At 30.7% G+C, this 26,051-nt stretch carries 10 protein-coding genes; all 10 read right to left on the minus strand.

The features are described 5' to 3' along the window. Positions 1-286 precede the first annotated feature (286 nt). Positions 287-2,896 (minus strand): BspA family leucine-rich repeat surface protein, encoded by a 2,610-nt coding sequence (locus ELUMI_RS00420; RefSeq protein ID WP_025734716.1) that lies wholly within the window; start codon positions 2,894-2,896, stop codon positions 287-289. A 266-nt stretch (positions 2,897-3,162) separates the two neighbouring features. After that, a complete protein-coding gene (locus ELUMI_RS00425; RefSeq protein WP_025734715.1) occupies positions 3,163-4,926 on the minus strand; it encodes a lipoprotein in 1,764 nt (587 codons plus the stop codon). A gap of 418 nt (positions 4,927-5,344) precedes the next feature. Beyond that, positions 5,345-8,014: a BspA family leucine-rich repeat surface protein gene (locus ELUMI_RS04575; protein ID WP_100618521.1), complete on the minus strand. Its 2,670-nt coding sequence runs from the start codon at positions 8,012-8,014 to the stop codon at positions 5,345-5,347. Between the two features lie 57 nt (positions 8,015-8,071). Further along, entirely contained in the window at positions 8,072-10,291 is a 2,220-nt protein-coding gene (locus tag ELUMI_RS04580) for a BspA family leucine-rich repeat surface protein (RefSeq protein WP_100618522.1), read from the minus strand. Between the two features lie 290 nt (positions 10,292-10,581). After that, complete coding sequence (locus ELUMI_RS00440) at positions 10,582-13,221, minus strand: BspA family leucine-rich repeat surface protein (RefSeq protein WP_100618523.1); 2,640 nt, start codon at positions 13,219-13,221, stop codon at positions 10,582-10,584. 370 nt (positions 13,222-13,591) lie between these two features. Beyond that, positions 13,592-16,156, minus strand: coding sequence for a BspA family leucine-rich repeat surface protein (locus ELUMI_RS04585; protein WP_100618524.1), 2,565 nt, complete (start codon positions 16,154-16,156; stop codon positions 13,592-13,594). 58 nt (positions 16,157-16,214) lie between these two features. Further along, the gene (locus ELUMI_RS00450; protein ID WP_100618525.1) at positions 16,215-18,449 is read right to left on the minus strand and encodes a BspA family leucine-rich repeat surface protein; all 2,235 of its coding nucleotides are present in this window, start codon (positions 18,447-18,449) and stop codon (positions 16,215-16,217) included. Positions 18,450-18,630: 181 nt separating this feature from the next. Continuing rightward, positions 18,631-20,352, minus strand: coding sequence for a lipoprotein (locus ELUMI_RS00455; RefSeq protein WP_025734450.1), 1,722 nt, complete (start codon positions 20,350-20,352; stop codon positions 18,631-18,633). A gap of 381 nt (positions 20,353-20,733) precedes the next feature. Next, positions 20,734-23,004 (minus strand): BspA family leucine-rich repeat surface protein, encoded by a 2,271-nt coding sequence (locus tag ELUMI_RS00460; RefSeq protein WP_025734449.1) that lies wholly within the window; start codon positions 23,002-23,004, stop codon positions 20,734-20,736. Between the two features lie 396 nt (positions 23,005-23,400). Beyond that, the gene (locus ELUMI_RS00465; protein ID WP_025734448.1) at positions 23,401-25,740 is read right to left on the minus strand and encodes a BspA family leucine-rich repeat surface protein; all 2,340 of its coding nucleotides are present in this window, start codon (positions 25,738-25,740) and stop codon (positions 23,401-23,403) included. Positions 25,741-26,051 lie beyond the last annotated feature (311 nt).

Consider the following 26,051-nt stretch of genomic DNA (forward strand, 5'->3'; position numbering starts at 1 on the left):
ACCCAGTATAAGTTTATCTGGGTAAGTTTTTTTATCCTTAATAAGTGAAATGCAGTTTCTATTTAATGTGTTTATACCGGTTTTTTAAATATAAAAATCATTATTTCTATCCAAGCAGTCCATGATTTACCAAAGACTTGACCAATACATTTTTCATAATTACAAAATATCTTTATATAATTCAATATAAAAAAATCGAATTTAAAAAACGTTAGCATGTGTTGCTAACGTTACTTTTTTAAAATTAATAAAATGACTTTTTAATTCGATATGCTAACCATATTTTTTACATTACTCATTTTGGGTGTATTTCAGGGAAAGATTCAATTCCTGAAGCTATTGCAAAATTTTCATGATGTTTAACTTTTTGAACATTTCAACCCGAAAGATCTTGTCTAAATGCCATTGTTATTTTAAACATTTCAGTCATGTCAGTTACATTATCAGTCTTTCATTTTGAAATATCACTATTAAAGTGCTGAGCACCATAAAACATTTCTTTCATGTTAGTTACATTGATTGTGTTTCAGTTTGAAAGATCACTCTCAAAATTTGCAGACATGAAAAACATTTCTTGCATACTAGTTACATGTGAGGTATCTCATCTTGAAAGATCCACACTGCCTGCAAATGCATGTTTAAACAATCCATCTAGTTTAGTTATCTTAGGACTAATGTAAATTGGAACTTTTTTAATATGATCAGGCATTACATGTGCTTGCCCATTTTTATCTCAACCAATATGAAGAATTTCTTCAATATGCCTTGGAGCACTACGTTCTACTGAATACATTTTGTTATAAATGTGGTCAAAATAGATCGTTTTTGAATTTGTATCTCTATTTTTGACAAAATAAATTTCAATTGATGAAGCATAATTAAATTCATTATCACTTTGTGCTTGACCAATGAATTTTCATTTTTGAAGACCATGTGTATCTCATTCATTAACTTTTTGTACCTTAATTCCGTCTTTTATATCAAATTTTGCATCATCAATTGCTTTTTGCAATTGATCATCGGTTCAAAATTCTGTCATTTTAGAATTTAAAATTTCTTTTAATTTATATTCAAGTTCTGTGATTTGTTGAATTAATGTGTATTGGACATTTATTGTTCCAAAATGATTTCAAGTTCCAGTAATTTCTACATTGTTATTGTTTAAAACTTCGATATCAAATTTTGCATCCTTAGCATCTGGATTCTTTTTAAGAATTGCTTTTCTAATTGATTCTTCATCATTATTTGGAATGCGATCTAGATTCTTATTTTTAATAACTGTTTTAATATCAGTTTTGTTTGGACTTCTTTCAAATCTTTCCATTGCCTTGGTTAATTGGTCAATATAATTTTTAATTTGATTTTGGTTTTCAAATGTTAAATTTTTAGCATCATCTTCTGTTTGTTGAATTACTTCATTAAATCATCTTGTTGCTTCTTCAGTTTTATTTACTTTTTTTGGTAAAGCATTTGCTTCATCAATTGTTTTATTTAATTCTTTAAGATCAAATACATTAATAGCACTATAGAATTTAATGATGGCTGATTGTAATGTTTTTATTGCTTTAAAAACTTCATCTTCTTGGCTAATTCCCAAATTAGACTTCACAATTTTACTTGCTTCTATAACTGCATTATTTAATTTTTTAACTGCATCTTCTGATTTATACTTTGTATTTTTTAAAGCGTCATTAGCTTCAGTTATTCTAGTTTGTAAATTTTCTGTTGCTTCAATTGCTTTAATATCTTGTTGACGATCAAATTTTCTCATTGCAGCTTGTAAATATTCAAGGGCATCTTCTAAAATGTATGGATGATTTAATTCATTCTGATAAATAGCACTCACACCTTGTGCATGACCAATAGCTTTTTTCAATTCTGCATACTTGTCAAAGCCTTTATCATTTTGTTTAATATCTTTGGCTTTGTTGATTAAAGTTTCTAATTGTTGTTTTGTTGTATTATTTGTGTTTTCTAAATCACCACTCTTAATAGATTTACTATCATCCTCTAAAACTAATGGATTAGTTTTTTCTGGAACATTTTTTCTTAAAGGGTTTGTTTGGTTTTCAACAATCAAATCAACATTCTTTTGATTTGATTGTTGAACATTATAATTATAAATATCTGGTTTGATCACAAAAGCAAGAATGGCTGCTCACAATGAATTAGCAGCTTTGTTTATATCATCTTGGTGATCCACAGCGTTTCAGTTTTTAGTTTCTTCTATCTTGGATTGTGCTAAAGTAATGGCCTCTTGTAAAGTCTTTTTGCAATCATCGTCTTTTTTAGTTGTTGTTAAAACTTCTTGTGCTGTTTTAATATTTTCTTTTAACATTCATAAATCAACTGTTTTACGACCACAAGTTTCAAATCAATCAATTGCATCTTCTAATTTTTGACAAGTTTCTGCAACTTCAGCTTCTTTATTAATTGTTGGAGCAACACTAGCAACTCCTTCGGCATACCCGATTTGTTCAGAAAATGTAAATCATTCGTCATTCATTACAATCTCTTTTTTAACATTATTTGCTTGGTTAATTAATTGTTTTAATTTTTCTAAATTTGCTAAGTTAAGTTTAAAATGAACTATATGTGTCCCAACAAATGTAGTTTTTCCTTCTAATTGAACATAATAAATTCTATTCTCAGGGCTGTCTGATTTTTCGAATTCTAATGAATCAAAATTAACATCTATATCAGCACTACTCATTTTGTAATTTGGATTTACCTTCTGAAATGCTTTAATAATTGCTTCTTTATTCAATTGATTAATGGCACCTAGATCAGTTTGAAAATTACTAATTGAGATTAATTGAGTTCCACAACTAACAACAAGCAAAGTGGTTGGAACAACTAAAAACACACTTGCAAATATAGTTAATAATTTTTTCATTTATATTTCTTTTCTTTCCCAAAAAATTTTATTTTTTGTTTCTTATTTTCTTGTTATTGATTGAGTCTTTAATTAAACAATTTTCAACACTGACTGAGTGTTCAAAGAATTAAAGTCCTTAGTTTTAAGAAAAATTCAACTCATGTTAGTTCACAAACGAACATGAGTTGATATCTTTCCATGAATAAAGGCATTAAACGCCATTTATTACCATTATTTTAATTAGCATTTAAGCTATGTAGTTCTAACAATTGTTGTTGTTAGAACTATTTTTCTAATTTTTGAGATATTATTAGATCCCCACTAAATGAACTGTAATCAAAACTTTTATTTGCACTAATTCTGAAATTTTTACCTTCAACTGTTCCGTCGTTTGGCATTTCTTTTACTATTAACCCATTTGTACGATCTAATCCAGCATCATTAATTGCAGCTTGTAAGTCAGAAACTGTTCAAAGTTGATCTTTCTTGTCATTTACGATTTTTGTAAGTTGATCTTTAATATAATCGATTTTTAATACAAATTTTACAATTGTTGTGTCTGAGTAGTCACCAGTTCCTGTAAGAACAACATGATATTTTTCACCTTTTGTTGTTTGTTCAGCATTTCCGATTGTGTATGAAGCAAACTCTTTAAAATCTTTTTCTAATTGTGCTTTAATAGTTGCTTCTTCAATATTTTCTAAAGGAGCACTCAATAAAGTATTATTAGCAATTTCATGTCTAATATCAGTTCTTTCTACTGAACTTAAGAAATCAACAGTTGCTTTTCACATAGCATTAGCTGCAGTATTAACTTCAACTTGTTTATCAATATCTGGTTGTTTGTTAACTTCTGTCTCTGATCCTAATACTTTTTCAGCTGCTGCAATTGCATCATTAAAAGTCTTAATTGCTTTAGGTGTTTTATTTGTATCTTTAATTGCTTTGGCAGCAGTGATGTTTGCTTTTAACATATCAATATTTGCTTTAGCATTATCTGAACCTGTAAATGCTTTAATTGCAGCATCTAATTTGTTAGTTTCAGCTTTAATTGCTTCTTCTTGACCTTTAACTGGTTTACCATCAACAATTCCTTGTGCATGTCCAATTGCTGTTTGGAAGATAATACGATTTGCTTCAGTTTTGTGATTTGGAACAACTGCATCAGCATTAGCAACATTGTTAGCTTCTTTAATTTTTGCAATTAATGCTTTTAAATCAACACCTTCTTCATTTTCAGGATTAAGCGGTGGTAATCCTGCTTTTTCATATTTTGCAATTGCATCTAGCAATGCTTGAGTTGCTTTGTTTACAATGTCTTGTTTACCTGTTGTGTGGTTCTCACGAACAACAGCTTCAGCTGTTTTAATTGCTTCTAATATGCTTTTATTTGCTGCATCGTTTTTATCTTTGTTTTTATCTTTGTGAGAATTAGTAGCTTTAATAATTGCAGCGTCTAATTCTTTATAATCTGCTCTTTCATTAGTTGCTTTTAAAAAGTCAACCATAGCTTTTTGTAATACCAATACAGCATTATCAACTTCTTTTTGTTCACTTAACATATGTGTAGCTTTGAAAATATTATTTGCATCTTCAATTGCTTCTTCAAAATCTGTTTTGGCTTGGTCAAGTTTATTATTATTAGTTGGTTTTGCAAGATGTTCTTTTGCATCTTTAATTCTTTCATCTAATAGTTTTTTATCAGCATTTTTTGCTTTTATATTTTCAAATACATTAATTGCATCTTGTAATGTTGTTTTAGCAATTGCTAAAACACCAATATGATCATCTTCATTTTTATAAATATCAAGAGTCCCGTTAGCTGCTCCAATTGCATTGTGTAATGCTTGGTATGCTTCAACTCCTTTATTTGGTTGTTTAACTAATTCTTTAGCTTCCTCGATTAAAGCATTTAATTCTTTTTGAATCCCGTTTTCAGTTTCTACTTCTGAGTTATTATCTTTTGTTATTTCTGTAAAAGAAACAACAGCTGTTGCACTGGTTGAAACTAGTCCAAGAGTTCCTAATATACTTAATAATTTTTTCATTATATAATAGTTTCCTTTCAAAGGCTAAAAAAGCCAATAAATCAAGTATACACATATGAAACTCAAAATAAAAGAGTAAAAACACAAAAATTACCATTTTTTTACCTTTTATGGGTGAAAAAATGGTGGAAATACATATTTTTCTAAAGGAGCACTTTAAATGTAAATTTATAGTCTAGTAAATAAACTAACATTAAAATCTAAAAAAATATCACTTTTCAGTTTTTGATTTTTATTAAAGATTTAATTAAAAGATCACATTTAAATGAATAATTTTATGCAAAATATACTCAACATAATTTAATCTAAAATAGGAAATGATCTTCCTAGTAAAGAACAACAAAATGAAAATACACTAGCAAAAGCTAGTGTATCAATTATTAAATTTTAAAATTAAGCGTTGATGTTTTAAGATAATTTAATTTGTGAATTTTGGTTTGTTTTTGGGTTCTCAAATTGGAGTGTTGTTGTCAAATGAATTGTGAGTTTTAACATTTGAAACATTTCACCCACTTAAATTTTGATTGAATGATAGGGCACTATTAAACATGTTATCCATATTAGTTACATTTGAGGTATTTCAACTTGAAATATTTTTGTTGAATCCAGATGCATAAAAAAACATAGCTTGCATACTAGTTACATTTGAGGTATCTCAACTTGAAATATCTTGGTTAAATGATGATGCAAATGCAAACATTCCTGTCATACTTGTAATGTTTTGAGTGTTTCACATAGAAATGTCTTGGTTAAAGGCGCTTGCACCGTAAAACATTGAATCGAAAATTTGAATAGTTGGTGGAATCTGATTCGGCACTTTTAAAATTGATTCAGGTGCACGAAAGGCACGATAAAATATTTGTTCTCCAATTAAAGAAGTTGTGAAACCAATATTAATAATTTGCTTGGTCCCATTTGGAGCTGAACCATAATTTGATTTGATTGACCCATCATTATGATCAACATAAATTGTGAATCTTTTGTCTGCATTACGTCCAACTTGATATAGGACTACTTCTCCGTTATATCTATAGTTATTTGCCCCTTCTTTGGCATTACCTTTAATTGTGATTTTAAGTACCTGTAATTCTTGATTTAGTTGCCAACCTTCAGGAGTTACACTTATCCCCCCTTGAATATCCAAATTAGCCTTAACAATCGTTTCTTCTAATTGACGACGATCTCATAATCCATCTAATTTTGAATCTACTATTTGTTGTAATTTGATTTCAATGGTAGAAATGGGTTTTATTTCAAATAAAAATGTTACTTCAACTGTTCCTTTATAATCGCCAATTCCTTTGATTGTAGCCTTATTATTTGTTATTGTATTTGGATCAATTTCAAAATCATTCTCTGTAGCACCTGGGTTTTTAGAAATAATCGCACCTTTGATAGTGTCTAGCGCACTGTTTTCCAACTTATCTAAATCAGTAACCTTAATTAATTCTTTAATCTCTTTTTTATTATTTTCTGCTTTTTTAAATTCTTCAATTGCAGTTTTTAGTCTATTATTTGCTTTATCCACTTGGTTTTGTTGATCACTTGTTAAGTTTTGACCAAGAATTTGTTGTGCTGTTGCGATTCCATATTCTAACATCGCAACAGCTGATTGAATTTTGTTGTCTTTTTCTTTTGCAAGTAAGGTTGTGGCTTCACTGATTGTTTTAACCAATTCAGCATAGTTTGCTGAATTATTATCAGCTGCATGGAATTTAATCAATGCTAACTGTAAATCATTAATTGCTTGATGAACTTTATGTTTTTGACTAATTCCTAAAACTGGATTGGCTATCCCATTTGCTTTATCTAATGCTACTTTTAATTCATTTTTTACATTAGTTGGTTTAGAATGTCCATCATCAAAAGCTGCTTGAGCAACTTCTATTTTTTTTATTAATTTATCAGTTGCTTTGTCTGCTTTTAAATCTTTACTTCCAGTAAATGTGTTGATTGCAGATTGCAAATCTGCAATCGCTTGACTTAATACACCTTCATTTTCTGTTTCATTTTCATAAACACTTAAAATTCCTTCAGCAAGTCCGATGGCTCTTCTTAATTTTAAATATTCATCAAAAGCTTTATCATTTTGTCCAAGAGCATTTGCTTGTTTTAACAAGGCTTCTAAGTCTTGTTGTGGTGTTTTATAAGAATTATCTACATCACTAGTCTTTATTGACATATTTTCTCCTTCTAAAACTAATTGTTCACTTGATTGTTGGTGTTCGTTTTCTAAAGCGTCTGCTTGTGTTCTGTTGCTTAATTTTAGAGTGTTTTGATCTGGTTGAGGAGGTTCAATTCCTGGGGGAAGAGTTTCTACATTTGGTGACATGATAAATGTGAATACTTCACTCCATAAATCATCTGCAACTTTATCAACTTCATCTTGTTTATCAATCTCTCAAATTTCATTCGCTGCTTTATCTCGAATGGATTCAGCAAAAGAAATTTTTTCTTCCAATATTCATTTTGGCCCTAAGCCTTTTCTGTCATTTTTAGCTGCTGTTTTTGCAGATTCAATATTTGCTTCCAACATTCATGGATTCACTTTTTTAGTCCCAGCCTCATCAAAATCAATAATTGCCATTTGTAATCTATAATAAGCAGCATCAATTTCAGTTTGTTTATGAGCTAAAGGATCAACTCCAATAACTCCTTTTGCAAATCCAATTTCTTGGTTAAAAGTAAATCAAGCATCATCAAGTTTAGAACCTTGTGCGCGGTCTTTTTCTGCTTTTTCAACTAGGTTTTTTAAATCTTCTAAATTTGCTTTATTAAGTGTAAAGTGAACCGTTAAAGAACCGTGATATCTTCCTTGTCCTCGAACATCAACCGATCCGGTTCTTGGTTCACCATCCTCAGTTTGTAATGTATCAAAATCAATTTCTAGATCGTTTGCGCTTATTGTATAACCTGAATTTGCTTTTCGAATTCCTTCAATAATATAGCGCTTATCCAAGCCATCGATTGCACCGATATTGGTTTCTAATTCACTTAAACTGATAATTTTAATCCCACAACTAACAACAAGCAAAGTAGTGGGAACACTTAATGAAACAGCGGCTAATAGACTTAATAATTTTTTCATTTAAAGCATCCTTTCTCTTTCCCAAAAATTTAGATTTTTGGTTTGGGTTTGTTATTATTAGTTAAAGTTTGGTTTCGGTAATTTTCAAGCAGGAGTGTTCCCATCAAATGAATCGTGAGACGTAACCTTTTTAACATCTCAACCACTCAAATTTTGATTAAACGCTTTTGTTGACCAAAACATTGCATTCATGTTCGTGACTTTTGAAGTATCTCATTTTGAAATATCTTGATTAAATAATCCGGCTTCTCGAAACATATTATTCATACTAGTCACTTTTGAAGTATCTCATTTTGAAATATCTTGATTAAACATTTTAGTACGTGAAAAGACCGCTGTCATATCAATTACATTTGAAGTATCTCATTTTGAAATATCACCATTGAACAATGTTGTTCCTCGAAAAGCATTTTGATAATGCGTTATTTTTGGACTAATATAGTTGGGAACTTTTTCAATAGTTGAAGGCATTGTGTGAACAAATCTTCCAGTTCAACCAATATTAATAATTTCTTTTACTCCATTTGGGACTGTATCACTCTTTGACTTGATTGTGTTATCTGTTGGATCTATATAAATTGTTTGACTTTGGTTTTCTCGATTTAAAACTTGAGATATAGTTATGTCTCCTTTGTAGTTACTATAATCATGTTGGTCATTGGCTGTGATTTTAAAACGTTTAACTTGAAGTGCTGCATCATGTGCAACTTCAGTCACCTTTAAAGCATTCTTAATATCAAGGTTTTTACCTTCAACAGCTGTTTGTAATTCACCAGCTGTTCAAAATTGGTTTTGCTTTGAATTGGCAAGATCGAATAGGTCATATTCAATGTTTTTAATCTCTAAAACAAAAGTCACAACTGTTGTTTTAGAGTAGCCATTAATTCCTGTTAATTCCACACCAAATCGGCCGTTATAGTCTTTAACATCTCCAATGGTGTAATCCTTGTCAGCTTTAAGGGTGTATTTTTCTTCTAGTTGTTTTTTAATTGTTGCTGGTTTGTTATCACTCAAAACTCCAATTGATGTCTTTCAAAAAATAGTACTACGAATATCTTTACGATCAGCTGCATTTAAAAATTGATATGTTGCTTGTCATAAATCTTCGGCCTCTTTGTCCACTTCATCTTGTTTATCAATGGTTGGTGGGTTTTTCACATAATTTTCAGCTTTGACAATGGCACTTTGAAAAACATCCCAATCAGATTGCTTCTTGTTCATTATTTTAATTGTTCTGGCCATTGCAATATTCGAATTTAATCATTGTAAATCAGCTTTTTGATCTTGACTGTTAATAAAATCTGATTCTGCTTTTTGGATATCTTCAACTTCTTGATCGACAACTTGTTGTTTATCAAGTGTTGGTTGTCCATCAACAACTCCTTGAGCATGCTCAATGGCTTGTTGAAAAACAAGCCATGCTTGATCAGATTTATGTCATTGTGAAATATTTCGATAGTCAACAATGATTGCTTCTAATAATTCAGTATTTGCTTTTTCTTTACCGGCATCAAGAAATTTTTGAATTGCAGCTTTTAAATGAGTAACTTCTTGATCAACAAGTAATTGGTCAGATGTTGTATATTGTTTGTCAATAACTTCTTGGGCATGTTTAATTGCTTTTTTTAAAGAGTTTTTAACCCCTTCAGCTTTTTTAGGGTGATCTTTTAAGGCTTTTTCAGCTTCAATGATTGTTGTGTTTAATTTCGAATAATCAGCAGCAGTATTGGTCGAGTTTAAAAAGCTGACCATGGCAGTTTGCAATTTTAATAAAGCTTTATCAACTAAACTTTGATCATTTTTTGGGGGGTTTTTCTTTGATAAGGCTTCTGCTTCACTAATCACAACTTTTAGTCTGTTCTTTTCTGCTTCGGTTTTATCAGGATGTTTATTTAAAAGGCTATTAGCATCAGTGGTTCTAGTTTTTAATGTAGTAATATGTGCTAATTCATCGTTTGTGTTTTCGAAAGTCTTCATAGCAGTTTGTAAAGCTTCATAAGCCTCGCTTAACACACCATGATTTTCTGTTTCATTTAAGTAAATATCTAAAACTCCTTTGGCTTGTCCAATTGCTTGATGCAATGTTTGATAAGCCACAGAAGGTTTACTTTTTTCTTTAATTGCTAATGCATTAGCATCAGCAATTAATTGAGTTAGGCTATCTTTTGTTATAACTTGAAGATCATTAGTCCTCGGAGTCATTGTTCAAGATACAACCATGGTCGTGCTTGTTGAAGCAAGACCAAGAGTTCCTAATATACTTAATAGTTTTTTCATTATCAAGGATTTCCTCCCATCATAAGAATCTTTTAATCCTTAATTTTATAATACCTAATTTTTCACAAAATAAGTCAATTGGGACTAAAAATTGACAATTTTTAACTTTAAAATGTAATGAAATGAGCCTTTATTATGAAAAAATGAAATTTGAAATGTAAAAGATTTCTTTTTAAATCATTAAGCCTTTAACTCAATAAAAGACAAACTAAAATCATAAGAAAAGCACTGGTTTGCCAGTGCTATCAAGTTAAACTTATAAAATTTTGATTTATATAAATTTATTTTTATTACTTAAATTTTGGTTTATGTTCTTTTTTTCAATTTGGATTGGCATTATCAGCAAATTCTTTATATGCTTTAACTTTGCCCACACTTCAGTTTGAAATGTCTTGATTAAAGGCTTTTGCACCTCAGAACATAGTTGACATATCAGTTACATTAGAAACATTTCAGCTATTGCCATTAGTTTTAATGTTTTGGTTAAATGCTTCTGCTTGATCAAAAACATTTCGCATATTTGTGACTTTTGCAGTGTTTCATTTGGAAATATCTTGATTAAATTTACGTGCTTTTCAGAACAATTTTTCAAAAGTTTCTACTTTTGAAGTGTTTCAGTTTGAAATATCCCCATTAAATGATGTAGCCCCTGTAAACATTCTTTCCATAGTTGTTACATTAGACACATTTCAACTATTACCGTTAGTTTTTAAATTTTGGTTAAAGGCAGAAGCATTTTCAAACATAATACTCATGTTAGTGACTTTTGCAGTGTTTCATTTGGAAATATCTTGATTAAAGGCGCTTGCATCTTGGAACATCGCTCTCATCGTTACCACACTTGATGTGTCTCAATTGGAAATATCCCCATTAAATGATTTTGCTACTCAAAACATATCGAACATATCGGTGACTTTTGAAGTGTTTCATTTGTTACCATTAGTTTTTAAATTTTGATTAAAAGAAGTTGCTTCAAAAAACATCTTATGCATATTTGTTATATTTGATGTGTCTCAATTGGAAATATCTTGGTTAAAGTTTATTGCACCTTGGAATAATCTTTCCAAGCTTCTAATGTTGGGACTAATATTATTAGGAACTTTTTCCACAGTTGATGGTATTCTATGAGTTTGTTTATTTGAACTTCAACCAATATTAATAATTTCCTTGACCCCCATTGGAGCACTACTATCAGTTGTTGCGATAATTTGTTCTTTTGGATCAAGATAAATTGTTTTATTTTGATTTTCTTTATCGATTACTTGGAAGACGTTCATCTCACCTTTGTATTTACTAAAGTCATATTTATCATCAGCTATAATTTTAAAATGCTTCACTTGAAGCTTTGCCTCGTATTGAACTTCAATAACTTTTAATGCATTTGAAACATCAAGATTTTTCTTTTCAATTGCTTGTTGTAATTCTGATTGTGTTCAAGCTGTTTGTTTTTCGTCAATGATGTTATCAATATCTCTTCTGATATTGTCGATGTCCAAAACAAAAGTCACAACTGTTTTTTCAAGATAGTCATTGATTCCTGTTAGTTCTACACCCAATTTATTATTGTATTCTTTAACTGATCCGATTGTATAATCTCGACCTTCTTTAAGTGTTGGATATTTGGTTTCTAATTGTTGTTTAATGGTTTCGGGTTTGTTGTCTTTTAAAACCCCAATTGATGTTTTTCAAAAAATAATACTACGAATGTCTTTTCTGTCACCTGCATTTAAAAATTTATAAGTTGCTTGTCATAAATCTTCTGCCATTTGATCAACCTCATCTTGTTTATCAATTAAAGGTGGGTTTTTAACATAATTTTCAGCTTTCACAATGGCGCTTTGAAAAACATCCCAATCAGATTTTTTCTTATTCATGATTTTAATCGTTCTAGCCATTTTGATATTTGAATTTAATCATTGTAAATCAGCTTTGGCATTTTCAGCTTTATTAAAGTCTGTTTTCGCTTGATTTAAATTCTTAACTTCTTGATCAACAACTTGTTGTTTATCAAGTGTTGGTTGTCCGTCAACAACTCCTTGAGCATGAGTAATCGCTTGTTGAAATTTAAGTCATGCTTGATTAGTTTTATGTCCTTGTTGAATTTTGCTTGCATCAACAATTGCTTGTTCTAATGCTTCAAGTTTGGCTTTGGCTTTACCTGCATCAAGAAATTTTTTAATTGCAGCTTTTAAAGCATCCACTGCTTTGTCAACTAAGATTTGATCAGAGCTTGTGTATTTTTGGTCAATAACTCATTGTGCATTTGCAATTGCTTTGGTTAAAGCGTTAATTGCTCCAGGATCTTTTTTAGGATGGTCGGTTAAAGCCTTTTTGGCTTCAACCATTGTTTGGTTTAATTTTGTATAGTTTGCTTTTTCATTAGTTGAGTTCAAAAAGCTCACCATTGCATTTTGTAACTTTAATAAAGTTTGATCAACTATATCTTGATCTTTGCGTGGTGTTTCTTTTTGAACTAAACCCTCGGCTTCAACAATTGCATTATTTAATTTTTGTTTTTCTGTCTCTAATTTACCAGGATATGTTTTTAAAATATTCTTTGCATTGGCAATTCTAGTTTTTAAAGTTTCTTTTTGAGCTAACTCATTCTTAGTGGCTTTAAAAACATCAATCGCTGTTGTTAGTTCAGCATAAGCCTCATCTAACACGCCTGTATTTTCTGTTTCATTTAGGTAAATTTCTAAAGTTCCTTTGGCTTGTCCAATTGCTTTATGCAATTTTTGGTAAGCATCAAGTGGTTTACTTTTTTCATTAATTGCTAATGCTTGAGCATCAGCAATTAACTTAGTTAAGTTTTCTTTAGTTATGTATGTATTTGCATTAGCTTTTGATGTTTCTGCTAAAGCAACGACAGTTGTTGTGCTTGTTGAAGCAAGTCCGAGAGTTCCTAATAAGCTTAATAATAATTTCACTATTAAGAATTTCCTCCTAAGGGTCTTTATGCCCTTAATTTTATAATACATAATTTTTAGAAAAATAATTTAATATGGGCCTAAAAATTTACAATTTATCTTCTTAAAATGTCCTAAAATAAGTCTTTATGAAGTAAAAATAAGATCAAAAACTGAAAAATTATTACTTTTCAGTTTTTGAGTTTTATTAAAGATTTAATAAAACTTTGTCATTTAAATGAACCTTCTTATGCAAAATATATTCAACATAATTTAATCTAAAATAGGAAATCATCTTCCTAATAAAGATCAATAAAATAAAAATACACCAGCTTTTGCTAGTGTATCGATTATTGAATTTTAAAGTTAAGAGTTTATGTTTTAAGATAATTTAATTTGGGAATTTTGGTTTGTTTTTGGTTTCTCAAACTGGAGTGTTGTTGTCAAATAACTTGTACGTTGTGACATTTGAAATATTTCACCCACTTAAATTTTGATTAAATGATAGGGCGCCATTAAACATTTTATCCATATTAGTTACATTTGAAGTATCTCAGTTTGAAATATCTCCATTAAATGACAGAGCATCTTGAAACATACCTCACATGTTTGTTACATTTGAGGTATCTCATTTTGAAATATCTCCATTAAATGTTTTTGAACTCATAGCTATTCCTTCTAAAGATTTTATTTTTGGACTTATATAACTTGGAAGTATTTCAAGATTTTCACTGAAATTGTCTGACCTACCCTCTTTATCCCAACCGATATGAATAATTTCTTTCTGAATGAATCCTGAATCCGCTCATACTATTCCATATATTGGATCTATATAAACCGTTTTGGTTTGGTTTTCTCGATCTAGAAGTTGATAAATATTGATTTGTCCTTCGTACTTAAAATCATTTTTGTTTAGTTCAGCATTTCCAGTGACCACAAATGAACGTATCTTAATTTCTGGAAAGTTAACGGTTCTTGTCACACTAACACTGATTCCACCTTCAATATCAAATCCATCTTTAACAAATTCTTTTTCTAAATCTTTTGCTTCTCAAAAACTATTAGGTTTTTTATAAACAACTTGTTCTAATTCATATTTGATTATAGAAATATCTTTTAGTGAAAGTATAAAAGTTACTTCAACGACTCCTTTATAATCACCAATTCCTTTAATTGTTGCTTTTGTTTCTAATATGCTGTTGGGGTCAACTTCAAAATCTCTAACAGACACTCTGGGATTCTTAAGAATAACCGCCTCTTTGATAGAGTTTGCATCATTATCTTTTAATTCACCTAAATCAGTGAATTTAATTAATTCTTTAATTTCTTTTTTATTATTTTCTACCTTTTTAAATTCTTCAATTGCAGTTTTTAGTCTATTATTTGCGTTATCCACTTGGTCTTGTTGATCACTTGTTAAATTTTTACCACGAACTTCTTGAGCTATGGCGATTCCACGTTCTAACATCGTAACAGCTAATTGAATTTTGTTGTCTCTTTCTTTTGCAAGTAAGGTTGTGGCTTCATTGATTGTTTTATCCAATTCAGCATAGTTTGCTGAACCATTATCAGCAGCATGGAATTTAATTAATGCTAATTGTAAATCATTGATTGCTTGATGAACTCTATGTTCTTGACTAATTCCTAAAATTGGATTTGCTATTCCGTTTGCTTTATCTAATGCTTGTTTTAACTCATTTTTTATATTAGTTGGTTTAAAATGTCCATCATCAAAAGCTTTTTTAGCAACTTCTATTTTTTTTATTAATTTATCAGTTGCTTTGTCTGCTTTTAAATCTTTACTTCCAGTAAATGTGTTGATTGCAGATTGTAAATCTGTAATCGCTTGAGTTAATACACCTTCGTTTTCTGTTTCATTTTCATAAACACTTAAAATTCCTTCAGCAAGGCCAATGGCTCTTCTTAATTTTAAATATTCATCAAAAGCTTTATCATTTTGTCCAAGAGCATTTGCTTGTTTTAACAAGGCTTCTAAGTCTTGTTGTGGTGTTTTATAAGAATTATCTACATCACTAGTGTTTATTGACATATTTTCTCCTTCTAAAACTAATTGTTCAATTGATTGTTGGTGTTCGTTTTCTAAAGCGTCTGCTTGCATACTATTGCTTAATTTTAGAGTGTTTTGATCTGGTTGGGGAGGTTCAATTCCTGGGGGAAGAGTTTCTGCATTTGGCGACATAATAAATGTAAATACTTCACTTCATAAATCATCTGCCACTTTATCAACATAATCTTGTTTATCAATCTCTCAATTTTCATCTACTGCTTGTTTTCGAATTCCTTCAGCTTTTATAATTTCATTTTTCAATTTCTCAAGTGCTGCTGGTTCTTTCCTATCATTTTCAGCCGCTTTTTTTGCTGAAGCAATATTCGCATCCAACATTCATGGATTGATTTTTTTAGTCCCAGCCTCATCAAAATCAATAATTGCCTTTTGTAATCTATAATAAGCAGCATCAATTTCAGTTTGTTTATGAGCTAAAGGATCAACTCCAATAACTCCTTTTGCAAATCCAATTTCTTGGTTAAAAGTAAATCATGCATCATCAAGTTTAGAACCTTGTGCATGTTCTTTTTCTGCCTTCTTAACCAACTCTTTTAACTCTTCTAAATCTGCTTTATTAAGTGTAAAGTTAACTGTTAAAGAACCATGGTATCTTCCTTGTCCTTGAACATCCACAGATCCAGTTCTTGGTTCACCATCCTCAGTTTGTAATGTATCAAAATCAATTTCTAGATCGTTTGCGCTTATTGTATAACCTGAATTTGCTTTTCGAATTCCTTCAATAATATAGCGCTTATCCAAGCCATCAATTGCCCCAATATTGGTTTCTAATTCGCTTAAACTGATAATTTTAACCCCACAACTAACAACAAGCAAAGTAGTGGGAACACTTAATGAAACAGCAGCTAATAGACTTAATAATTTTTTCATTTAAAGCATCCTTTCTCTTTCTCCAAAAATTTAAATTTTTGATTTGGGTTTGTTATTATTAGTTAAATTTGGGTTTATATTCATCTTGTCAAGCAATGGCCTCATTATCAAAACCTTTATAATCAATAACGTTTTGCATATTTCATTTAGATAAATCCTGATTAAATGCTTTTGCACGTTGAAACATATCGCCCATGTTTGTTAGTTTAACAGTGTTTCAATTTGAAATATTTTTATTAAAGGTTAGTGCACCACTAAACATAGCTATCATGTTTGTGACATTTGAAGTGTTTCACTGATTACCATTAGTTTTTAAATTCTGATTAAATGCATCTGCATATCGAAACATAGAAGCCATATTAACTATATTTTGTGTCTCTCATTTTGAAATATCTTGGTTAAACTTTGTTGCACCTTCAAATAACCTTTCTAAACTTTCAATGTTTGGACTGATAAAATCAGGAACTTTTTCAATAGTTGTCGGTGTTCGATGAATTTTAATTCCATCTCAACCAAGATTGATAATTTCTTTAACCCCTTCTGGTGCCCGATAATCTTTTGACTTTATTGTGTCATCTGCTGGGTCAATATAAATTGTTTTGGTTTGATTTTCTCGATTCAAAACTTGGTTGACGATAATTTCACCTTTGTAGTTACTATAATCATATTGGTCATTGGCCGTGATTTTAAAACGTTTAACTTGCAGTGCTTGTTCATGTGCAACTTCAGTTACTTTTAAAGCATTCTCAATATCAAGGTTTTTACCTTCGATGGCTGTTTGTAATTCATCAGCTGTTCATAATTGATTTTGCTTTGAATTGACAAGATCGAATAGGTCATATTCAATGTTTTTAATCTCTAAAACAAAAGTCACAACCGTTGTCTTAGTGTAGTCATTAATTCCTATTAATTCCACACCAAATCGACCATTATAGTCTTTAACTTCTCCAATGTTGTAGTCCTTACCTTCTTTAAGTGTGTATTTTTCTTCTAAGCGTTTTTTAATCGTTGCTGGTTTGTTATCACTTAAAGCCCCAATTGATGTTTTCCAAAAAATAGTACTACTGATGTCTTTATGATTGACTGCATTTAAAAATTGATATGTTGCTTGTCATAAATCTTCGGCCTCTTTGTCCACTTCATCTTGTTTATCAATAGTTGGTGGGTTTTTCACATAATTTTCAGCTTTAACAATGGCGCTTTGAAAAACATCTCAATCGGATTGCTTCTTGTTCATTATTTTAATTGTTCTGGCCATTGCAATATTCGAATTTAATCATTGTAAATCAGCTTTTTGATCTTGACTGTTAATAAAATCTGATTCTGCTTTTTGGATATCTTCAACTTCTTGATCGACAACTTGTTGTTTATCAAGTGTTGGTTGTCCATCAACAACTCCTTGAGCATGCTCAATGGCTTGTTGAAAAACAAGCCATGCTTGATCAGATTTATGTCATTGTGAAATATTTCGATAGTCAACAATGATTGCTTCTAATTTGTCAGTATTAGCTCTTTCTTTACCTGCATCAAGAAATTTTTGAATTGCATCTTTTAAATGAGTAACTTCTTGATCAACAAGTAATTGGTCAGATGTTGTATATTGCTTATCAATAACTTCTTGTGCATGTTTAATTGCTTTTCTTAAAGAGTTTTTAACCCCTTCAGCTTTTTTAGGATGATCTTTTAAGGCTTTGTTGGCTTCAGTGATTGCTGTATTTAATTTCGAATAATCAGCACTAGTATTGGTCGAGTTTAAAAAGCTGACCATGGCAGTTTGTAATTTTAATAAAGCTTTATCAACTAAATTTTGATCATTTTTTGGGGGGTTTTTCTTTGATAAAGCTTCTGCTTCACTAATCACAGCTTTTAGTCTGTTCTTTTCTGCTTCGGTTTTATCAGGATGTTTATTTAAAAGACTATTAGCATCAGTGGTTCTAGTTTTTAATGTAGTAATATGTGCTAATTCATCGTTTGTGTTTTCGAAAGTCTTCATAGCAGTTTGTAAAGCTTCATAAGCCTCGCTTAACACACCATGATTTTCTGTTTCATTTAAGTAAATATCTAAAACTCCTTTGGCTTGTCCAATTGCTTGATGCAATGTTTGATAAGCCACAGAAGGTTTACTTTTTTCTTTAATTGCTAATGCATTAGCATCAGCAATTAATTGAGTTAGGCTATCTTTTGTTATAACTTGAAGATCGTTTGTCCTCGGAGTCATTGTTCAAGATACAACCATGGTCGTGCTTGTTGAAGCAAGACCAAGAGTTCCTAATATACTTAATAGTTTTTTCATTATGCATGCCTTTCTATATACGACATTCATATTCACACCAATACTTGATTAAGTCTAATACAGATTTAATCAAGTATTGATAATTTCATGTTTAAAAAGAAGTTATCAATTACAACCTATTTAAATTTTGGTTTTGGTAATTTTCAAGTAATTGCATTATTAAACATATTGTTCATCCTAATTATTTTATAGTTTGAGTAATGGTCACTATACCATCATAACCACTAAAGCCATATCTATTATTAGCTGTAATTTCAAATTTTCTAGTTTTACTTGTTGCACCTTCAGACATTTCAGTTACATTTAAACCATTTATAACATCTATCTTATTGTTTTCAATTTCAGCTTTTAATTCAGCAGCTGTTAAAAGTTTTGTACCTTTATTAGCAATTGTAGTAAGTTGAGCTTCAATGTTTTTGATAGCTAATCTAAAATACACAACGGCTGTTGCGCGATAATCATTAACTCCGGTTATTAGTGCACTTGATTTGTTTTCGTTGTTTGCTACTTTAATATCTGTAATTGTATAATGAATTTTTTCTTTAACATTTGGAAATTGGATTTCCAATTGTTGCTTAATTGTTGCTTCTTTACTATCTGCTAAAACTGCAGTTAGTTTAGCTCCAGTATAAATTTGAGCATTAATATTGATTCTGTTGTCTGAACTTAAGAATGTTAAAGTCGCATCTCACATAGCATTAGCTGCGTCGTCATATACTTTTTGTTGATCAATGTCATGATTTGTTTCATTTACAGCTTTAGCAGTGGCAATTGCTGTGTCAAAAATTCCAACTGCAGCTGGTTTTTTCTTGGTTTTATCAATTTTTTCAGCAGCATCAATGTTGTTTTGTAACATTGACTTATTTGCTTTTTCATTTTTTACCAAGCCAAAGTTATCTATTGCTGTTTGCAAGAGTTTAAGTTCAGCTGTAATTTTATCTTTTTGAGTAATAACTGGTTTTCCGGCAATAATTCCTTCGGCATGTCCAATTGCTTGTTCAAATTTATTACGCTCTTCTAAAGGTTTTAATTGATTGTTTACATCGCTCGCAATTCGTTTGGCTGTAACAATTAAATCTTTTAGTTTTGTTAAATCAACGTCATCTGGTGGAATTGGTGGTTGTCCTGCATTTTTATAATCTTCAATTGCTTGTTTTAATCGTTCAGTTGCAGCATCAACAATATTTTGTTCACCCGATGAGTATTTAGCATCGCGAACATCTTCAGCAAGTTTAATTTCTTTTCGTAATGCGTCCATAGCTTCATCGGCTTGAGGTGTTTTTAAAGCCTCAATAGCCTTTGCAATTTCTGCTACTAATGCATCTGTGTTTGCATAAGCGTCAGTTGCATCAAAAAATTTAAGCGTCGCAAATTGCAAGTCCGAAACCCCTGTATTAACAACGTTTTGTTCAGCAGATTTTGGTTTTCCATCAATAATTTTTTGAGCTTTTGCAATTGCTTCTTGTAGTCTTGTCTTATCTGCTTGATCTTTTCATTGATTCACAGGCGCTTCTAAAACTGTATTGGCATCAGTAATTCTTTTTCGAAGCATCTCTATGTTTGCAAGTTGATCTGGAAATTCTGAAAAAATACCCATCGCACTCGTTAGGTTTTTATGTGCTGTGCTTAGCACATTAGGGTTTTCTGTTTCATTTTCATAAATAATTAAAACCCCATCAGCTTCTCCAATTGCTTTATGTAGTGCTTTATAAGCATCAGGATGCTTGCTTTTTTGATCAGTTGCCATAGCTCTAGCTTCACCAATCAACTTAATTAATACATCTTTATCTATTGGTTTTGATTCAGCATCATTCCCTCTTGGTGCTTGGACCAATGAGACAACAGCTGTTGCACTTGTTGAGACTAAACCTAGGGTCCCTAATAGGCCTAATAGTTTTTTCATAATTCAAAAATTCCTTCCATGGGATTGTGTTCCCATAATTCAATAATAATTGCTTTTTTTACAAAAAAAAGCGAAATACCCTAAAATTTTGTAACTTTTTACCCCAATAGTGGATAAAAATTTAATTTAAAATGGAATAAAACAAGGAGTTTTTAAGTGACATACACATTTTATAATAGGGGTTTAAAAAGGATAAACACTTTTCCATGTTGCTTATCATTAAGTTTTTTAGTCTAATTCATGATGGGTTTGAACAGACGATCTTCATTAAAAACCTTAATTTTTTTCAAATAATGCCACTCGAGACATTAAAAACACCACCTTTTTATCAGGTGGTGATTTGAAGATTCTTAATCGTTTAAATGAATTAGTGAATAAAAACTATTTAAAATTTGGTTTATGTTCTTTTTTTCAATTAGGATTTGCTCGAGCATCAAATTCTACATACGCTTTAACTTTCGTCACATTTCAATTTGAAATGTCTTGGTTAAAAGCTTTTGCACCTCAGAACATAGTTGACATATCAGTTACATTAGAAACATTTCAACTATTGCCATTAGTTTTAATGTTTTGATTAAATGCTTCTGCTGTATCAAAAACATTTTGCATATTTGTAACTTTTGCAGTGTTTCATTTGGAAATATCTTGGTTGAATTTCTTTGCTTGTCAGAACAATTTTTCAAAAGTTGTTACTTGTGATGTATCTCAGTTTGAAATATCACCATTAAATGTTGTTGCTTGTTGAAATACACTCGTCAAATTGGTTATTGTTGGATTGATGTAATTTGGTACTTTTTCAATACTTTTAGGTGCTGGTCACGCTTTACCACCTGTATGTCCCATTAACAGAATTTCTTTAGTTCCTTCTGGGGCACTACCACCAATATGTTCGATTGTGTTTTTATTATTATCAACATAGACAGTTCAACCTTTTTTTAGGATATCTGTAATTTGAGTTACGATTACTTCACCTTTATAGGCACTAAAGTCAAGTCTATTATTGGTTGAAATTTTGAACTGTTTTACATACGTTAATTCATTTTTATATTTTGTTGATTCAACTACTTTTAAACCATTTACAACATCTATACCTTTCTTCTCAATTTCAGCTTTTAATCCAGCAGCTGTTCAAAAATCTTTATTTGCTCCTGAATTTGCAATTGTATTAAGTTCACTTTCAATGTTTTTAATATCTAATACAAAGTAAACAGTCGCTGTTGCTGTGTAATTACCAACCCCAGTTATTAGAACGCTTGTTTTGTCATCCTTGTATGCTTTTTTAACATCTCCAATGGTGTAATCTTTGCCTTCTTTAACATTTTTGAATTGGATTTCTAATTGTTTCTTAATTGTTTCTTTTTTACTATCTGCTAAAGGAACAGTTAAGAAAGCTCCATTATAGATTTCAAAATTAATATTGATTCGGTTAGCTGAGCTGACAAAATCGAAAGTTGCTTGTCACATATCTTCAGCAGCTTGATCATATTCTGATTGTTTATCAATGTTTAGATTCTTTTGCAACACAGCATTCGCATCAGTAATGGCTTGCTTAAATTTAGTAACTGCATCTGGTTTTTTGTTTTCTGTTTGAATCCCTTTCGCAGCATTAATGTTATTGCTCAACATTGTTTTATCAGCTTTTTCATCAGTTACCTTGATAAAGTTATCAATTGCAGTTTGTAAGGCTGTAATTTCATCTTTGATTTTTTGCTCTTGTCCTTCAACTGGGTTTCCGGCAATAATTCCTTCAGCATGTCCAATTGCTTCTTCAAATGTATTACGTTCTGCTAAAGGTTTGAATTTATTTTTGGCATCGCTTGCAATTTTTTTAGCTTCTTCAATTTTCGCTCTTAAAGCCGTTAGATCAGGATGTGTTGGTGGAAGTACGGGTTTACCTGAACTGTTATATTCTTCAATTGCATCTCGCAATCTTTGAACTGCTTTTTCAACTTCAGCTTGTTCCCCTGATGATAAATCACGAGGAAAATCATTCGCAGCTTTAATTGCATCTTTTAATTTTTTAACCGCTTCTTCAGCCTTAGGTGTTTTTAAAGCTTTCTCAGCATCTGCAATTGCATTATCTAAACCTGTGTAATCAGCAAGTGTGTTAGTTGCATCAAAAAATGCAACCATCGCGGTTTGTAAATCTAAGACTGTTGAATTGACAACACCTTGTTCGCCAGCTTTTGGATTTCTATCACGAACTGTTTTGGCAACACCAATTTGTTGTTGTAATGTATTTCAAGCTGATTCAAGTTTGTCACCTTTTTTAATTTTTTCTGCACTAATGATTCTATTTTTAAGTGTGTCTATTTGCGCAAATGCATCAGGTGATCCTTCAAAAGTTTGTTTAGCATTCGTTAAATTTTTATGTGCCGTATCTAACACACCATAGTTTTCAGTTTCGTTTTGATAAATTACCAAAACCCCTTCAGCTTCTCCGATTGCTTTATATAGTGCTTTATAAGCATCAGGTGCTTTATCTTTGTTAGTATTTGCTAAGTTTGTGACTTCATTAATTAGCGCCTTTAAACTTTCAATTGATATTGTTTTAGAATCATTGCTTTTTGGTATTTCAACCAATGAGACAACAGCCGTCGCGCTTGTTGAGGCTAAACCAAGAGTCCCCAAAAGACCTAATAGTTTTTTCATAATTCAAAAATTCCTTCCATGGGATTGTGTTCCCATAATTCAATAATAATTGCTTTTTTGATAAAAAAAAGCGAAATACCCTAAAATTTTGTAACTTTTTACCTCAATAGTGGATAAAATTTTAATTTAAAATTGAATAAAACCGAGAACGTTTTAAGTGAAATATGCATTTTTATAATAGAGATTTAAAACAGGTGGAGATTTTTAAAGATTAGTCAGAGATGGGGGTTTTACGCTAATTAAGAATCGGTTTTTGATCAAATGATCTTCATTAGAAACCTTTAATTTTTTACAAATAATGACACCCACGGCATTAAAATCACCACCTGATAAAAAGGTGGTGATTTGAAGATTCTTAATCTTTTGAAACTAATTAGTTGTTAAAGTTTATTTAAATTACGATTTAAGATTTGGTTTAAATTTTTCTTCTCAGACAGTTGCACCCGTATCAAAATTAGTCTTATCTGTTACTTTTCCGACATTTCACTTACTTAAATCTTGATTAAATGATGTCGCTCTTTGAAACATTCTATTCATAACAGTTACTTGTCCTGTGGTTCAATTTGTGATATCACCATTAAATGCTTTTGTATCTTCAAACATAATACCCATATCGGTCACTTTTGAAACATTTCAAGAATTACCATTTGTTTTTAAGTCTTGATTAAATGATGAAGCATGTTGGAACATAGCATTCATATTGGTTACACTTGAAGTATTTCATTTTGAAATATCTCCATTAAATTTTTCAGCTTCTCAAAACATATCACTCATATTGGTTACATTTTTAGTATCTCAACTCGAAATATTTCCATTAAATACTTTGGCTTTATTAAACATTTTACTCATATTAGTTATTTTTGGACTAACATATGGTGAAACTTTTTCAATAGTTGAAGGGACTTTATGTGCTTGAAATGTTTTTGCGTCTCATCCAAGATGGATAATTTCTTTTGTTCCTTCAGGAGCTGGAGTATCTGGTTCTTTTATTATATTAGTGTTTATATCAACATAAACAGTTTTAGATCTTCTTTCTCTTTCTAAAAATTGATTAATAATTACTTCACCTTTATAAGCACTAAACTCATATCTATCATTAGCTTTAATTTTAAATCTTTTCAATTTAAATGGTATATCGACATAGATTTCAGTTACTTTTAAACCATTTCCAACATCTATACCTTTTTTCTCAATTTCAGCTTTTAATTCAGCAGTGGTTCAAAATGCTGGATTCGCATTTACAAGAGTATCAAGTTCACCTTCAATGCTTTTAATATCTAATACAAAGTAGACAGTCGCTGTTGCTGTGTAATTACCCATTCCAGTTATTAGAACGCTTGTCTTATCAACCTTGTTTGATTTTTTAACATCTCCAATTGTATAATCGGTTCCTTCTTTAACTTTTGGGAATTGGATTTCTAATTGTCTCTTAATTGTTTCTTTTTTACTATCTGCTAAAGGAACAGTTAAAAGAGCTCCATTATAGATTTCATAATTAATATTGATTCGATTAGCTGAGCTAACGAAATCAAAAGTTGCTTGTCACATATTTTCTGCAGCTTGATCGTATTCATTTTGTTTATCAATGTTTAGATCCCTGTTTCAAACAACATCTGCAGCATCAATGGCTTGTTTAAATTTAGTCACTGCATCTGGTTTTTTGTTTGCTGTTTGAATATTTCTAGCAGCATCAATGTTTTTCCCCAACATTGTTTTATCAGCTTTTTCATCAGTTACTTTGTTAAAGTTGGTGATTGCAGTTTGTAAGGCTGTAACTTCAGCTTTAATTTTTTGCTCTTGACCAAGAACTGGTTTTCCAGCAATAATTCCTTCAGCATGTCCAATTGCTTCTTCAAATTTATTACGTTCTGCTAATGGTTTGAATTGATTTTTTGCATCGCTTGCAATTCCTTTGGCTGTAACAATTAAAGCTTTTAAAGCTTTTAAATCAAGATCAGTTTCAGGAATTTCTGGTTGCCCTGACTTGTTATATTCTTCAATTGCATCTCGCAATCTTTGAACTGCTTTATTAACTTCAGCTTGTGCCCCTGATGATAAATCAGTTGGAAAACTTTCTGCTGCTTTAATTGCATCTCTTAATTTTTTCATTGCTTCTTCAGCTTTAGGTGTTTCTAAAGCTTTATTGGCATCTGCAATTGCAGTTTTTAAACCAGTGTAATCAGCAAGTGTGTTAGTTGCATCAAAAAATGCAACCATCGCGGTTTGCAAATCTAAGACTGTTGAATTAACAAGACTTTGTTCACCAGCTTTTGGATTTTTATCACGAACTGTTATGGCAACACCAATTTGTTGTTGTAATGTCTTTCAAGCTGATTCAAGTTTGTCACCTTTTGGAATTTTTTCTGCACTAGTAATTCTATTTTTAAGCGTGTCTATTTTTGCTAATTCATCAGACGAACCTATAAAAGTTTCTTTAGCATTCGTTAAATTTTTATGTGCTTCATCTAACACACCATAGTTTTCAGTTTCGTTTTGATAAATTACCAAAACCCCTTCAGCTTCTCCAATTGCTTTATATAGTGTTTTATAAGCGTCGGGTGCTTTATCTTTGTTAGTAGTTGCTAAGTTTCTGACTTCAGTAATTAGCGTCTGCAAACTTTCTTTTGATATCGTTTTAGAATCATTGCTTTTTGGTATTTCGACCAATGAGACAACAGCCGTCGCGCTTGTTGAGGCTAAACCAAGAGTCCCCAAAAGACCTAATAGTTTTTTCATAATTCAAAAGTTCCTTTCATGGGAATGTGTTCCCATAATTCAATAATAATTGCTTTTTTAACAAAAAAAAGCGAAATACCCTAAAATTTTGTAACTTTTTGCCCTAATAATGGACAAATATGGAATTTAAAATTAACTTATAGGTCTAGGTTTTTACAAATGAAAAAATGAATTTAAGATGCTATCAAGATGCATGTTATTTTATAAATAATCGGATCTGATCATGAAAAAGCACACCATTTTTATGTGGTGTGCTATCATTTTTTATCTATTAATAACTTATTATATTACTCATGTAAGCAGGAGCATGG

The sequence above is a fragment of the Williamsoniiplasma luminosum genome, from assembly GCF_002803985.1.
Taxonomy (GTDB): domain Bacteria; phylum Bacillota_I; class Bacilli_A; order Mycoplasmatales; family Mycoplasmataceae; genus Williamsoniiplasma; species Williamsoniiplasma luminosum.